Genomic DNA, 14,061 nt, shown 5'->3' with positions numbered 1-14,061 from the left:
TAGGCGCGACCTCAGAAGCCAGACGCCATCTTGCGGCCGCTGTATTCGGCGAGCCCGATGCCGCCCAGAACGAGGACCAGCGCCAGCGCCTGATAGAGCTGGAAGGTCTCGCCGACGATCAGCACCGAAAGCAGCGTGCCGAAGATCGGCACCAGATTGATGAACAGGCCGGCGCGATTGGCGCCGATCAGTTCGTTGCCCCTGATATAGGTTATCTGCGAGATGACCGAAGCGCCGATCGCCGTGTAGACGATGACCGCCCAGCCGCGGGCGTCGGGCACGATCACCTTGCCGACGGCGGCTTCCCACAGGAAGAAGGGCAGTGAGGTGATGAGCGCGGCGAACGACATGGCCAGCATCAGGCTTTGCCAGCGCATCGCCGGCTTTAGCCGTAACCCGACCGAATAGCTGCTGTAGAGAACGACCGCGACGAGCATGATGGCGTCGCCGAAATTGAGCTCCAGCGTCAGCAGCCGGCGCGGATCGCCATGGCAGGCGGTCAGGATGACGCCCAAGACGGTCAGCACCACGCCGGCGATCTGCGCCCAGTTCACGCGCAGGCGGAAGAAAACGAAATTGGCTGTCATGATCAGGATCGGCATCGCCGCCTGTTCGATCGAGACATTGATCGCCGTGGTGTAGTTGAGGGCGGTGTAGAAGATGGTGTTGAACAGGGTGAAGCCGCTGGCGCCAAGCGCCGCCAGCACGAGCCAGTGCCGGCGCACGACGGGCCAATCCTCCTGGATCGTGCGCCAGCCGATCGGCAGCAGGATCGCCACGGCCAGCATCCAGCGCAGGAAGACCAGCGTCATCGGCGAGACGTGGCCGACCGCCAGCTTGCCGGCCACCGAATTGCCGCCCCACAGCAAGGTGGTGAGCAGCAGGAACATGTAGGCGTTTCGATGCATCGCTGGCTTCCGGCCGCGGGATGGGCCGCGGTGTTTGCCGGCCTATTGCCCCGGTCAGCCCAAGTAAATGATGTCAAAGCCGAAAATTGTTGTGCCTCAGGGCATTTTCGGCGGCAAAGAAAGGTCGCACTCGCGAGGTCTTGACGCTATAGAGGCCTGTCGTTTCGAACCATATCCAAGCCGCGCGGCGGCGTCTCAAGGGAAAAGAAACATGGCCAATGTGGTGGTCGTCGGCTCGCAGTGGGGCGACGAAGGCAAGGGCAAGATCGTCGACTGGCTGTCGGAGCGCGCCGATGTCGTGGTGCGTTTCCAGGGCGGCCACAATGCCGGCCACACGCTGGTCGTCGACGGCAAGGTCTACAAGCTGTCGCTGCTGCCTTCGGGCGTCGTGCGGGAAGGCAAGCTGTCCATCATCGGCAATGGCGTGGTCTTCGATCCGCATGCTTTCGTCGCCGAGGTGCAGAAACTGAAAGGCCAGGGCGTGGACGTGACGCCGGATCGCCTGAAAATAGCCGAAAACACGGCGCTTATCCTGTCCGTACACCGGGAGCTGGACGGGTTTCGCGAGGATGCCGCTTCGAATTCCGGAACAAAGATTGGCACGACCCGACGCGGGATCGGCCCCGCCTACGAGGACAAGGTGGGCCGGCGCGCGGTGCGGGTGATGGATCTGGCGGATTTGGAAACTTTGCCCCTGAAGGTCGACAGGCTGCTGACGCACCACAATGCGCTGCGTCGCGGGCTCGGCCATGACGAAGTCACGCATGATGCGATCATGCAGGAATTGACCTCGGTCGCGAACGACATCCTGCCCTACATGGACCGCGTCTGGAAGGTGCTCGACGACAAGCGCCGCGCCGGCGAGCGCATCCTGTTCGAGGGCGCGCAAGGCACGCTGCTCGACATCGACCACGGCACCTATCCGTTCGTCACCTCGTCCAACACGGTCGCCGGCCAGGCCGCCGCCGGCTCCGGCGTCGGCCCGGGCGCCATCGGCTATGTTCTCGGCATCACAAAGGCCTACACGACGCGTGTCGGCGAAGGTCCGTTCCCGACCGAGCAGAAGAACGAGATCGGCGAATTCCTCGGCACGCGCGGCCATGAATTCGGTGTCGTCACCGGGCGCAAGCGCCGCTGCGGCTGGTTCGACGCGGTGCTGGTGCGCCAGGCGGTTGCCGTCAACGGCATCAAAGGCATCGCGCTGACCAAGCTCGACGTGCTCGACGGGTTGGATGAGATCAAGGTCTGCACCGGCTACAGGCTGGACGGCGAGACGATCGACTATCTGCCGGCAAGCCAGGGCGCCCAGGCCCGCGTGGAACCCATCTACGAGACCTTGGAAGGCTGGAAGGGCACCACCGCAGGCGCACGCAGCTGGAATGATCTTCCGGCCCAGGCCGTCAAATATGTCCGATACATAGAGGAGTTGATCGGCGCGCCGGTCGCACTCCTTTCCACCAGCCCGGAACGGGACGACACGATACTTGTGACCGATCCGTTTCAAGACTAGTTTCTGAAGCCTTTCCGGGCATCGCGGCTGATTTGCGGGGGCCGGCGCGGAGGCAAAAAAATACAGGTCGACTGAAGCATGGCAGATTTCGTTGCTGTTCTGAAAAACGCGTTCGAGAAGCACGGCGACGAGACGCCCGAGAAGCGTACGCGCATCTATAACAGCGTGCGCGCCATGCTGGCGAAGAAGCTGGCGGAATATTCGCCGCCGCTGGCTTCCGAGGCCATAGACAAACAGAAACGCGCGCTGGACGACGCCATTGCCGGCGTCGAGCGGGACTATGTCAAGAGTGTGCCCGAGCCGGATCCGCTCGCGGAACTGGAACACATCTTTTCCTCCATCGACCGCAACAAGAACCAGTCGAACCACGTCAAGCAGCCGGCCAAGGCGGAGGCTGCCGCAATTCCTGCTCCGTCTCCGTATCGGCCCGCCCCGGCCACGGTCAGGCCGGAGCCGTACAAGCCGGCACAGCCGGCGGCGAACCCCGAACCCTACCGGCCCGCTCCAGCCGCCAAGGTCGAGCCTGGCTGGCAAAGGCCGGCGCCGGTGCAGCCCGCTCCGGACTTTTCCGAGAAGACCTTGCCGGGGATGGACGCGGATCGGGACGACGATCAGGACGACGTCTTTGCCGATGACGAAGCGCCTGCCGCCACCGACACTTTCGAGCGTTTGCGGCCGGCCGAACGCAAGCGCAGCTATGGCGGGCTGATCGCCGCCGTCGTCGCACTGCTGGTCGTTGCCGGCGGCGGCTACGGCATCTGGCTGAACAAGGATGCCTTCGGCAAGATGCTGGGCCTGGAGAGCAGCAAGGTTGTTGCCAAAACCGAGCCGGTGAAAACGACGCCGGCCAAGCCGGCGACCGATGCCGCGGCCACGCCGCCGGCGCCCGCGACCGGCGCGGAAGGCACGAAGTTCACGCAGCGGCTGACGCCTGAAGGCGGCGAGACCGACCCCGGCCCAGCCGGCGGGCAAAGCGGCGTAGGCGAGGGCGAATCCGTCGCCGCGCTGACGGCACCGCCAACGGCAACGAATGCGCCGGCCACGGCAGCGCCGGCGGTTCCCGCGCCGGCTGCCAATACGCCGGCTGCCAATACGCCTGCTGCCGGTACGCCCGCGGCAGGCGCGCCAGCCGCGACCACGCCCGCGGCGGGCACCCCGCCCGCGACACCGCCCACCAACGGAACCGTGCCCGCGGCCCCGGCCGATGCCGCCGCCACGCCGCCGCCCGCACCGGCAGCCGCAACGCCGCCGGCGGCACCGGCTCCGGCCGTGGCGCCAACCTCGGTTCCGGTCGGCCAGAAGGCGATCTTCTATGAGGAGCGCACCAGCACCGCGCAGGGTTCAGCCGAGCCCGGCAGCATCGTTTGGTCGCTGGTGCAGGAATCGCCCGGCGGCGACCTGCCGCCAGAGCCTGCGATCCGTGCCGAGGCGACCATTCCCGGCAAGGACATCCAGTTGCGCATGACCATCCGTCGCAACACCGACCAGACCCTGCCGGCCAGCCATATCATCGAGATGATCTTCCTGACCCCAGACGGGTTCGAGGGCGGCGGCGTCGACAATATATTGCGCGTTGCCATGAAGAGTTCGGAACAGGACGCCGGCAGCCCGCTGATCGGCATCCCGGCCAAGATCGCCGACGGCTTCTTCCTCGTCGCGCTCAACGACACCAAGGCCGACGAAGACGCCAACATGACCCTGTTGCGCGGCCAGGACTGGATCGACGTGCCGGTCGTCTACAAGACCGGACGGCGGGCACTGCTGACCATGGAAAAGGGCATTCCCGGCGAGAAGGTGTTCGACGAGGCGATCAAGGCCTGGCAGGCCAAGACGGCGGGCTGAGACGGCGGGTTGAGACGGGCGGCGTGACGGTCGCCTCCGTTCAGAATCCTTGGAACAGCATGTCGAGCGCGGCAACGATGTCATCGTGATGCTTCGCCAGGTTCAGCCGACTTTCAACCAATTCGCTTGCGGGAACGGTGGCGATCAGGTGTGTCGCCATGACCAGCTTCCGTCCATTGATCTCGAAGATCGGATGAAGCTTTCGCATTGGCGGCGGCACCGTTGCGACCGGCAGAAGCGGAACGACAACCCGCGTCTTGAAATTGTCGAGCAGGTCGGATTGGACGTCGAGCAAATAGTTGTCTTCAACGCGACCGGCGAAGACATCATAGCGGGGCATCAGAACTGCCGATACTCTTCCAATGGGATGCCGTTCTTGTCGATGTAGTCGTTCCACGCATCCATCGTGGTACGGTTCTCAAGCTTCCACAGCCGCCCCTTTTCAGCTGCCACCGCCTCCGCGATGCCGGCTTCCGCAGCGCGCGAGACATTCACGTTAAGCCCCTTGGCTTCCCGCATGAGGTTCGAGTCGATCGACAGATTTGCTGGCTGACGGATCGCATTCAAGGCAATCTTACGCATAATGGCCTCCGCAACATGCGCATAATGTATGCGCATTCCGATGTGGAGGCAATGCTCAGGCGCAGCAAGGAGCGCCCCACTATGGCTCCGGGCGCTCGTCGCTTCAGTCGACAAATCGTTGTCAATCGATCGGCCTACGGCCGACCGCTCTTCACCCTTCCATCTCCTCGCGCAGCATCTCCAGTTCCAGCCATTCTTCCTCGAGCGCGGCCAGCGTCGCACGCTCCTTGTCGAGGGCGGCGATCGTCTTCTGGAACGAGGCCGGGTCGCGTTCGTAATAGGCCGGGTCGGCGATGTTGTTCTCCAGCCGCGAGATCGACGCGGTCACTGCCTCGATCTTCTTGGGTAGGGACTCCAGCGCGAACTTCTGCTTGAACGACAATTTCTTCGCCGGCCCTTTTGGCGCCGCCAGATCGCTCCTGCCCGGTGCCGGCGCATCGCCGGCTTCCGCCTTGGCGCGCGCCTTGCGGTCGTCAAGCCTGGTGCCGCCGCGCTGCGCCAGCATGTCGGAATAGCCGCCGGCATATTCGACCCAGCGCCCGCCGCCGTCCGGCGCGATCACGCTGGTCACGGTGCGGTCGAGGAAATCGCGGTCGTGGCTGACCAGGATGACGGTGCCGGCAAAGCCGGCGACCAGTTCCTGCAGCAGTTCCAGCGTCTCCATGTCGAGATCGTTGGTCGGCTCATCGAGAACCAGAAGGTTTGCAGGCCGTGCCAGCACGCGCGCCAGGATCAGCCGCGCCCGTTCGCCGCCGGACAGCTCGCGCACCGGCGTGCGGGCCTGTTCCGGCTTGAACAGGAAATCCTTCATATAGGACACGACATGGCGCTGCTCGCCATTGATGACGAGGTTCTCGCCGCGCCCGTCGGTCATATATTGCGCCAGCGTCTCTTGCGGGTCGACCGCCTCGCGCTTCTGGTCGAGCGTGGCGATCTCCAGATTGGTGCCAAGCCGTATCGAACCCGCGTCCGGCGCCAATTCGCCGGTCAGCATCTTCAGAAGTGTCGTCTTGCCGGCGCCGTTCGGCCCGACAAGGCCGACGCGGTCGCCGCGCTGGATGCGGGTCGAGAACCCCTTGACGACGGTGAGGTCGCCAAAGCTCTTCTCGATGTTCTTGGCCTCGATCACCAGCTTGCCGGATTCGGCGGCGTCGCTTGCCACCATTATCGCGGTGCCTTCGGCGCCGCGATGGCCGCGAAAACGCTGGCGCATGGTCTGCAACTCGCCCAGACGCCGCATGTTGCGCTTGCGCCGCGCCGTCACCCCGTAGCGCAGCCAGTGCTCCTCGCGCACGATCTGGCGGCCGAGCTTGTGCTGTTCGCGCTCTTCCTCTTCCAGCACCAGGTCGCGCCATTCCTCGAAATGGCCAAAGCCCTTGTCCAGCCTGCGCGTCTGGCCGCGATCGAGCCAGACTGTGGCGCGCGACACGCGCTCGAGGAAGCGGCGGTCATGCGAGATGACGATGAGCGCCGAGGAGGTCCGGACGAGCTCTTCTTCCAGCCATTCGATGACAGATAAATCAAGATGGTTAGTCGGCTCATCAAGAAGCAGGATGTCGGGCTCCGGCGCCATGACGCGGGCAAGCGCGGCGCGCCTGGCCTCTCCGCCGGACAGGTCGCCAGGCCGTTCTTCGCCCGACAGGCCGAGATGCTCCATCAGATAGCTGGCGCGGTAGGGATCGTCGGCGGGCCCGAGCCCGGCCTCGACATAGGCGCGCACGGTTGCAAAGCCGTCCATGTCGGGCATTTGCGGCAGATAACGCACCGTCGCCGAAGGCTGGCGGAACACCTCGCCGTCCTGTGGTTCGATCAGGCCGGCGGCGATCTTGAGCAGCGTCGACTTGCCGGACCCGTTGCGGCCGACCAGCGCGATCTTGTCGCCGGCCGAAGCGGTCAAGGCGGCGCCGTCGAGCAGCGGCGCGCCGCCGAAGGTCAGTCTTATCCCGTCGAGATTGAGAAGAGGCGGGGCCATGTCAGCTTTCGGGCAATGTATAGGGATGGGCGAGCAGCAGCGCGCGGCCATGGCCGAGCGCTATGTCGAGGCGGCCCCCGGTCTTGCCGAACTTGACCTCGTTGGAAATGGTCAGTGACGAACCGAATGCCACCTCGACCTTGTCGAGCGGCCATTTGGCGCCGGCGACGGTCAGGCCGGAGAGTTCGGAGAAGCCGAGAATCGAGAACAGCGTGCCGTCGGCATAATCGAAGCCGGCCCTGCCGGGCGGCAAGGGAACACCTTCCTGGGCGCCGCTGGTCAGAAGCACATCCATTCCGGCCTCGGCCAGCCGCAGGCCAAGCGCCAGATGCAGGAAGGCGTGATCGGCGCGCTTGCCGCCGAAGGCGCCCGCCAGCACAAGGCGGGTCGTCCCGCGTTCCAGTGCGGCCGCGATCGCCAGTTCTCCGTCGGTCTTGTCCTTTTCCGCCGGGAAGGTTTGCCGCGGCACGGCGGCGAGGTCGGCGGGCAGATCAGCCGGGACCGAGTCGAAATCACCCACCCACAGTTCCGGCACGAGGCCCAGCATCCGCGCATGGCCGATGCCGGCGTCGGCAGCGATGACGCGCGAGCCTTCGACCTGGCGGTCGAGCCGAGGCGTGCGGATGAGGTCGCCGCCAAGCAGGATGGTGAATGTGCTCATATCCCGTCGCCTTACCAGCCCGGCACGGGAAACGGAAGGCGGCAAAGTCCCACTTGCGCGGGTCATCGGCCCGGCCTATGTGTCGAAACGCTCTAACGGGGTGCCGGACGCGAATTTCGCGGGCCGGCTGAGAGGCAGTGTCGCCAACCCGCTGAACCTGATCCGGTTTGTACCGGCGGAGGGATTAGACGTTTCGGACACTCCGACGCCTCAATTCCTTTTCAACGCAAACGAAGGAGGCGCCGATGCGCACGCTTTTATATTCTCTGGTCGCTGCCACGGCAGTGACCCTGTCCGGGCCGGCCTTGGCCAAGGACAAGCTCACCGTCTACACCTATGGGAGCTTCACCGCCGACTGGGGTCCAGGTCCCGTGGTGAAGAAGGAATTCGAGGCAGAATGCGGCTGCGATCTCGAGTTCGTCTCGGTCGCCGATGGCGTGGCGCTGCTCAACCGCGTCAAGCTGGAAGGCGCTTCGACCAAGGCCGACATCGTGCTCGGTCTCGACACCAATCTCACCGCTGATGCCAAGGCCTCGGGCCTGTTCGCGCCACATGGCGCAATAACGGACGTCAAGGTGCCGGGTGGCTGGAGCGACGATACTTTTGTTCCCTTCGACTATGGCTACTTCGCCGTCGTCTACGATACCCAGAAGCTGAAATCGCCGCCGAAAAGCCTGAAGGATTTGGTCGAGGGTAGCGCCGACGACAAGATCGTCATCCAGGACCCGCGCACATCGACGCCCGGTCTTGGCCTGCTGTTGTGGATGAAGTCGGTCTATGGCGACAAGGCGCCGGAGGCCTGGGCCAAGCTCAAGACCAAGGTGCTGACCGTGACGCCGGGCTGGAGCGAAGCCTATGGCCTGTTCACCAAGGGCGAGGCACCGATGGTGCTGTCCTACACCACCTCGCCGGCCTACCACATGGTCGCCGAGAACACCGAGCGCTATCAGGCGGCCTCGTTCGAGGAAGGCGAATATCTGCAGATCGAGGTCGCGGGCATCACCACGACCGGCGCCAAGAATCCGCTGGCGGAAAAGTTCATGGCCTTCATGACCGGGCCGAAATTCCAGGACGCCATCCCCGAGACCAACTGGATGTTCCCGGCCGGCAAGACCAACAAGCCGCTCAACCCCGCCTTCGACAAACTGGTCAAGCCGACCAAAACCTTGCTGTTCAGCCCGGAGGAGGTGGCGGCCAACCGCAAGGCCTGGGTCGATGAATGGCTGGCGGTTATGAGCAAGTAGGTTTTGTGGGCTAATCTCGTGAGATGAACGCTCTACGGCGACGCTCCCTAAGCTTCACCCAATCGTTGATGTGCGGTGTGCAAACCCGCTCTGATCCCCGCATCACAGCCGGCGTGATAGGGCTCGCCGCCATCGCCATTTTGATCGGCGGCGCGTTTGCGGGGCTGCTTGTCGAAGGCGCTCGCGATTTTTCCGGCGCTTGGGCTGCGTTCGATCCCTACCTGTTCCGGGTCGTGCGCTTCACGCTCTGGCAGGCGGCCCTGTCGACGCTGCTCTCGGTCGGGCCGGCCCTGCTCGTGGCGCGGGCGCTGTCGCGGCATCCACGGTTTTTCGGCCGTGCCTTCATCCTGCAGCTCTTCGCCGTGCCGCTGGCGCTGCCGGCGATTGTCGCGGCGCTCGGCATCCTTGCGCTCTATGGCCGCGCCGGATATTTCTCCGGCATTCTCAGCGTCGTCGGCGGCCAGGGTTGGCCGGGCATCTATGGCCTGTCCGGCATTCTCGTCGCCCATGTCTTCTTCAATCTGCCGCTGGCCACCCGCCTGTTCCTCGAGGCGCTGCGGACCATTCCCTCCGACCAGTGGCGGCTGGCGAGCCAGCTCGGCATGGGGGCGCCGCCGGCATTCCGGCTGATCGAGTGGCCGACGCTGCGTGCCGCGCTGCCCGGTGTCGCCGGACTTGTCTTCATGCTGTGCATCACATCCTTCACCATCGTGCTGACGCTCGGCGGCGGGCCGGCCGCGACGACGCTCGAAGTCGGCATCTATCAGGCATTGCGCTTCGATTTCGATCCCGCGAGGGCTGTCGCGCTGACAACGCTGCAGATCGCCTTGACCTTCATCGTGGTGCTGGCGTTGACCCGGCTCGGAGCCGACGTCGTCGGCGACGTCAACCTGCCGGTCGCGCCGCGCCGCTACCTCTCCGTCAACAGGACCGAAGCCTGGCTGAACGCGACGCTCATCGTGTTGGCCTTGCTCTTCGTTGCCGGGCCGATGGCGGCGACCGTGGCGGCCGGACTTGGCGCCGACCTCGGCCGGCTTGCCGGCGAGGCCACTGTCCGTCAGGCGACGCTGACCAGTGCTGTGCTCGCTTTCCTTTCGGCCTTGCTTTCGGTGATGCTTTCGCTGGCATTGACCATGGCGCGCAGGGCGCTAGCGTCGAACCGCCGCTTCGGGGCAAGGACACTGCTCGAACATGCCACCGATACGGGCGCCGGGTTTGTCCTGGTCGTGCCGCCGATCGTCGTCGGCGCCGGCTGGTTCCTGTTGCTGCGCCATGTCGGCGATGTCTTTGCCATCGCGCCGCTCATGGTCGTCACCGTCAACGCTGTCATGGCGATGCCTTTTGCGCTGCGCGCCATCCGTCCCGCCTATGACGCGGCAAGCGAGCGTCACGAGCGGCTTTGCGCGCAGCTCGGAATTTCCGGCTGGTCAAGACTGTGGCTGGTCGACTGGCCGACGTTGCGGCGGCCGCTGGCCACCGCTTTTGCCTTCGCCATGGCACTGTCGCTCGGCGATCTCGGCGTCATCGCCCTGTTCGGCAGTGATTCCGTGCAGACCTTGCCCTACCTTCTCCTGGCGCGCATGGGCAGCTACCGAACCGAGGACGCCGCCGGCTTGGCGCTGCTGCTCGGCCTTGTCTGCCTGGCACTGGTGCTGGCAGCGGACCGGCTGGGAAAGGAGACGGCCCGCAATGTCTGACGGGGCGGCTGGCGGCAAAGGGGTTTCGGTGCGGCTGGACAAGGTTTCGTTCAGCTATGGCGAGGCGTCGTTCGCCTTCGATGCCGAGTTCACGGCGGGGCAAATCACCGCCATCATGGGACCGAGCGGCTCCGGAAAGTCGACGCTGCTCAATCTGGTGGCCGGGTTCGAGCCGCCGCGATCCGGCCGCGTGCTGATCGGCGGGGCCGATGTCAGCACCGCGCCACCGGCGGCGCGGCCAGTGTCGATAGTTTTTCAGGAAAACAACCTTTTCGCGCATCTTTCCGTCGAGCAGAATGTCGGGCTCGGCCGTTCGCCATCGTTGCGGCTGGCCGAAGCCGATCGCGCTGCGATCGCCGATGCGCTTGCGCGCACCGGCCTTGCCGGCAAGGAGAAGCGGCTGCCGCGCGAACTTTCCGGCGGTGAGCGCCAGCGCGTCGCCCTGGCTCGCGTGCTGGTGCGTGATCGCCCGGTGCTGCTGCTCGACGAGCCCTTCGCTTCGCTTGGGCCCGCCTTGCGAGACGATATGCTCGACCTGGTTGCCGGCCTGCATGCCGAGCGTGGAATGACGGTGCTCTTCGTCACGCATCAGCCACAAGATGCGCGCCGTATCGGTCAGAGGCTGGTGTTTATCGAGAACGGCGCGGTCGCCGCTATCGGCACGGCGGATGATTTCTTTGCCGGGGCTGGTCCGGAGGCATTCCGGCGCTATATCGGAGCCGGTGCCGGGGATTCCTTATCACGAGATATTGCCCGGAAGCGGACATAATTTACGCTCAAACCGGCTCGATGCAATGTGGCGCTTGCTTGCCATGACTGGAGTAGTGTGGCTAGGTCCGCTCGATACCGGTCCGGCACAGGCCGTGATTTGCCTACAGCTTCCGCCGCATGCTCCGAGGGGCGCGTGACGGATACTGTAGCAGTTTGTTTTGCGCATGTGGTCATGCGCAGGGACCTGAAAGGAAGCCGTTCTGGCGATCGGCGTTGACAGGCTACGAATGAACCCGCTGGCGCGCTTTCTGGCGCTGGCCGGCTTTGCCGTGGCGCTGGCAAGCTGCCAGATGTTCACGCCTCCGGAAGTCCAGGAATCAGGCTTCCAGCCATCCGACAAGCCGATCACGGTCGACAATGTCGCCGCCAACAACAAGCTCGCGGAACTCGCCAAGGCGCAGCATCCGCGCATCCTGGCGACCTATGGCGGCGAATATTCCGATCCCAAGCTCGAACGCATGGTCGCCAAGGTGGTCGGTAATCTGACCGTCGTGTCGGCGAACCCAACCCAGACCTATCGCATCACCATCCTCAATTCGCCCAACGTCAACGCCTTCGCGCTGCCGGGCGGCTATCTCTACATAACGCGCGGCCTCTTGGCGCTGGCCAATGATTCGTCCGAGCTCGCCGCCGTCATCGCGCATGAGATGGGCCACGTCACCGCCAATCATGGGCTGCAGCGCCAGCAGCTGGAGGCCGAGGAAGGTCTGGCGACCAAGGTCGTTTCCGATGTGCTTGGCGACAGCCCGACCGCCAAGGCTGCACTTATCCGCGGCAAGCTCAGGCTGGCGCAGTTCTCGCGCAACCAGGAGCTTGAGGCTGACGCCATCGGCATCAAGTCGATCGGCGAAGCCGGCTACGATCCCTATGCCGCCGGCCGCTTCCTGCAATCGATGTCGGCCTATACCGATTTCCGCTCGATCAGCGGCGCCACCGACGCCAGCCTCGACTTCCTGGCGACGCACCCCAACACGCCGCAACGCATCGATTTGGCACAGCGGCACGCCCGCCAGTTCGGTGCGCCAGGCTTCGGTACACGCGACCGCGATTCCTTCCTCGCCGGCATAGACGGCCTGCTTTACGGCGACACGCCGGAAGAAGGCTATGTGCGCGGCGAAACCTTCCTGCATCCAGGCTTGGGCGTGTCGTTCACGGTGCCGGACGGTTTCATCATCGACAATTCGGCGGCGGCGGTGACGGCGACCGGTCCCGGCGACATAGCGATCCGCTTCGACGGCGTTTCGATCGACAAGAACCGCGCCCTGACCGACTATATCAGAAGCGGCTGGGTGGCCGGCCTCGACGACAGCACCGTCAAGCAGGAAACCATCAACGGCAATGAGGCGGCGACCGCCCATGCAGGCGCCGAAGGCTGGCAGTTCGATATCGCTGTGATCCGCGCCGGCGGCCAGGTCTACCGATTGCTGACCGCGGCCCCCTCGGCCAGCACCTCGCTTGAAACGGTGGCGCGCTCGGTCAGCGGCTCCTTCCGCATCCTCAGCCCCGCCGAGAAGGCGGCACTGAAGCCACTGCATATTCGTGTGCTCACCGTGCAGCCGGGACAGACCATGGGGTCGCTTGCCGCGCAGATGGTTGGCGTCGACCGCAAGCTCGACCTGTTCCGCGTGCTCAATGCGCTGTCGCCGGGGGCCGCGGTTTCGGCCGGCGACAAGGTCAAGATCGTCACCGACAAATAAAAGTCCGAGCGGGAGATCAGGCGGCGGTCGCCATGAATTCCGGATTCTGCTTCACCAGCGCGACCTTGAGCTTTTCCATGGCGCGCGCCTCGATCTGGCGGACACGTTCCTTGGAGATGCCGAGCGTCTCGCCGAGCGCCTCGAGCGTGGCCCCCTCGTCATTCAGCCGGCGTTCCTCGATGATCCTGAGTTCACGCGCGTTGAGTGCGTGAAGCGCTTCCTTCAGCCAGAGCGAGCGGCGCGCGACATCGATCTTGTCGCCGACAATTTCGTCCGGCAAGGGATCGTCCGAGACCAGGAAATCCATCCGCTCGGTGCCGCCCGCATCGTCGGCCAGCGGCACGTTCAGCGAAGAATCCGGAGCCGACAGCCGTGAATCCATCATCGCCACATCAGCCTCGGATACACCAAGCGCAACCGAAACCTCGCGGTAGAGATTTGTGTTGGAGAGCGGCTCGGCGCCGTTCGCGAGACGCGCACGCAAGCGTCTGAGATTGAAGAACAGGGCCTTTTGCGCCGAACTGGTGCCACCACGCACGATCGACCAGTTGCGCAGGATGTAGTCCTGCATCGATGCGCGGATCCACCACGTCGCGTAGGTCGAGAACCGCACCTCGCGCTCCGGTTCGAAACGGGCGGCGGCCTCGAGCAGTCCGACATGGCCCTCTTGAACCAGATCGCCGAGCGGCAGTCCGTAATGGCGGAATTTCGAGGCCATGGAAATAACCAGCCGCATGTGGGCGACGGTGATGCTGTGCAGCGCGTTCTGGTCGTTGTCTTCCTTCCAGAGCAATGCCAGCCGATGCTCCTCCTCGCGCTCGAGATAGGGCGCCTTCATTGCCGCGCGGACCATGATCCGTCCTGCCGTGTCTTCCATCATAAGGCGCTCCGTGGCTCGGCGAGGCAAATGGCAGACACCGGCTTGAAATGACGGCGGCGTGCCCTACAACAGCCAAAACTGTCATGCGCGAGAAAGGTTCCGCCGGTGCGGGCAGGGCGAGCGCTAGCGTCCGCGCAGCTGTCTGCAACTTCCGAGCCTGCGAATGAATTCCTTCCGGAGAATTTGATTTCTGGAAGGCCCTCTCTTTGAAATTTCATTCCTTATTTTTTCGACCTGCATCTGTCATTTTCCAGCCCTCACAACATGCCGGGTTACCGGCCAAGGACGGGATCACAG

At 64.6% G+C, this 14,061-nt stretch carries 12 protein-coding genes and 1 riboswitch; of the genes, 6 read left to right on the top strand and 6 right to left on the bottom strand.

What is annotated here, in order from left to right:
• Nucleotides 1-11 precede the first annotated feature (11 nt).
• A complete protein-coding gene (locus LB571_RS00905) occupies nt 12-908 on the bottom strand; it encodes a DMT family transporter (RefSeq protein ID WP_224591618.1) in 897 nt (298 codons plus the stop codon).
• A gap of 211 nt (nt 909-1,119) precedes the next feature.
• Here LB571_RS00905 and LB571_RS00900 point away from each other — a divergent pair, with 211 nt between their 5' ends.
• On the top strand, nt 1,120-2,418 hold the full coding sequence (locus LB571_RS00900) for an adenylosuccinate synthase (RefSeq protein ID WP_015315287.1): 1,299 nt from the start codon (nt 1,120-1,122) through the stop codon (nt 2,416-2,418).
• Nucleotides 2,419-2,496: 78 nt separating this feature from the next.
• The gene (locus tag LB571_RS00895; RefSeq protein ID WP_224591616.1) at nt 2,497-4,260 is read left to right on the top strand and encodes a hypothetical protein; all 1,764 of its coding nucleotides are present in this window, start codon (nt 2,497-2,499) and stop codon (nt 4,258-4,260) included.
• A gap of 40 nt (nt 4,261-4,300) precedes the next feature.
• On the opposite strand, the gene LB571_RS00890 is transcribed toward LB571_RS00895, so the two are convergent.
• The 4 genes from LB571_RS00890 to LB571_RS00875 all read right to left on the bottom strand — a co-directional run bounded on the left by LB571_RS00890 (nt 4,301) and on the right by LB571_RS00875 (nt 7,475).
• Complete coding sequence (locus LB571_RS00890; protein WP_015315289.1) at nt 4,301-4,600, bottom strand: CcdB family protein; 300 nt, start codon at nt 4,598-4,600, stop codon at nt 4,301-4,303.
• On the bottom strand, nt 4,600-4,842 hold the full coding sequence (locus tag LB571_RS00885) for a type II toxin-antitoxin system CcdA family antitoxin (RefSeq protein WP_140822558.1): 243 nt from the start codon (nt 4,840-4,842) through the stop codon (nt 4,600-4,602). Before LB571_RS00885 ends, LB571_RS00890 begins: the two co-directional genes overlap by 1 nt.
• Before the next feature lie 151 nt (nt 4,843-4,993).
• Complete coding sequence (locus LB571_RS00880) at nt 4,994-6,814, bottom strand: ABC-F family ATP-binding cassette domain-containing protein (RefSeq protein ID WP_224591614.1); 1,821 nt, start codon at nt 6,812-6,814, stop codon at nt 4,994-4,996.
• A gap of 1 nt (nt 6,815) precedes the next feature.
• Entirely contained in the window at nt 6,816-7,475 is a 660-nt protein-coding gene (locus tag LB571_RS00875) for a thiamine diphosphokinase (RefSeq protein ID WP_224591612.1), read from the bottom strand.
• Between the two features lie 86 nt (nt 7,476-7,561).
• Nucleotides 7,562-7,676: riboswitch (TPP riboswitch) on the top strand.
• A 44-nt stretch (nt 7,677-7,720) separates the two neighbouring features.
• Between LB571_RS00875 and thiB the strand changes: the two genes are divergently transcribed.
• The 4 genes from thiB (at nt 7,721) to LB571_RS00855 (ending at nt 12,884) form a co-directional block, all read left to right on the top strand.
• Nucleotides 7,721-8,719, top strand: coding sequence for a thiamine ABC transporter substrate binding subunit (gene thiB, locus LB571_RS00870; protein ID WP_224591610.1), 999 nt, complete (start codon nt 7,721-7,723; stop codon nt 8,717-8,719).
• 68 nt (nt 8,720-8,787) lie between these two features.
• Nucleotides 8,788-10,416, top strand: a complete 1,629-nt coding sequence (gene thiP / locus LB571_RS00865; protein ID WP_224591608.1) for a thiamine/thiamine pyrophosphate ABC transporter permease — start codon at nt 8,788-8,790, stop codon at nt 10,414-10,416.
• Nucleotides 10,409-11,185 (top strand): thiamine ABC transporter ATP-binding protein, encoded by a 777-nt coding sequence (gene thiQ, locus LB571_RS00860; protein WP_224591604.1) that lies wholly within the window; start codon nt 10,409-10,411, stop codon nt 11,183-11,185. The genes thiP and thiQ overlap by 8 nt, the downstream gene beginning before the upstream one ends.
• 229 nt (nt 11,186-11,414) lie before the next feature.
• A complete protein-coding gene (locus LB571_RS00855) occupies nt 11,415-12,884 on the top strand; it encodes a M48 family metalloprotease (RefSeq protein WP_023784820.1) in 1,470 nt (489 codons plus the stop codon).
• Nucleotides 12,885-12,900: 16 nt separating this feature from the next.
• Here LB571_RS00855 and LB571_RS00850 read toward each other — a convergent pair whose 3' ends face one another.
• A complete protein-coding gene (locus LB571_RS00850) occupies nt 12,901-13,764 on the bottom strand; it encodes an RNA polymerase factor sigma-32 (protein ID WP_015315297.1) in 864 nt (287 codons plus the stop codon).
• Nucleotides 13,765-14,061: the final 297 nt, after the last annotated feature.

The sequence above is a fragment of the Mesorhizobium sp. BR1-1-4 genome (assembly GCF_020165375.1).
GTDB classification, from domain to species: Bacteria; Pseudomonadota; Alphaproteobacteria; order Rhizobiales; family Rhizobiaceae; genus Mesorhizobium; species Mesorhizobium australicum.
This window is presented reverse-complemented; position numbering and strand designations above follow the sequence as displayed.

Bases quoted from the DNA above. Each gene is read 5' to 3' on its own strand.
- LB571_RS00905 (WP_224591618.1), bottom strand. From the start codon at position 908: ATGCATCGAAACGCCTACATGTTCCTGCTGCTCACCACCTTGCTGTGG.
- LB571_RS00900 (WP_015315287.1), top strand. From the start codon at position 1,120: ATGGCCAATGTGGTGGTCGTCGGCTCGCAGTGGGGCGACGAAGGCAAG.
- LB571_RS00895 (WP_224591616.1), top strand. From the start codon at position 2,497: ATGGCAGATTTCGTTGCTGTTCTGAAAAACGCGTTCGAGAAGCACGGC.
- LB571_RS00890 (WP_015315289.1), bottom strand. From the start codon at position 4,600: ATGCCCCGCTATGATGTCTTCGCCGGTCGCGTTGAAGACAACTATTTG.
- LB571_RS00885 (WP_140822558.1), bottom strand. From the start codon at position 4,842: ATGCGTAAGATTGCCTTGAATGCGATCCGTCAGCCAGCAAATCTGTCG.
- LB571_RS00880 (WP_224591614.1), bottom strand. From the start codon at position 6,814: ATGGCCCCGCCTCTTCTCAATCTCGACGGGATAAGACTGACCTTCGGC.
- LB571_RS00875 (WP_224591612.1), bottom strand. From the start codon at position 7,475: ATGAGCACATTCACCATCCTGCTTGGCGGCGACCTCATCCGCACGCCT.
- thiB (WP_224591610.1), top strand. From the start codon at position 7,721: ATGCGCACGCTTTTATATTCTCTGGTCGCTGCCACGGCAGTGACCCTG.
- thiP (WP_224591608.1), top strand. From the start codon at position 8,788: ATGTGCGGTGTGCAAACCCGCTCTGATCCCCGCATCACAGCCGGCGTG.
- thiQ (WP_224591604.1), top strand. From the start codon at position 10,409: ATGTCTGACGGGGCGGCTGGCGGCAAAGGGGTTTCGGTGCGGCTGGAC.
- LB571_RS00855 (WP_023784820.1), top strand. From the start codon at position 11,415: ATGAACCCGCTGGCGCGCTTTCTGGCGCTGGCCGGCTTTGCCGTGGCG.
- LB571_RS00850 (WP_015315297.1), bottom strand. From the start codon at position 13,764: ATGATGGAAGACACGGCAGGACGGATCATGGTCCGCGCGGCAATGAAG.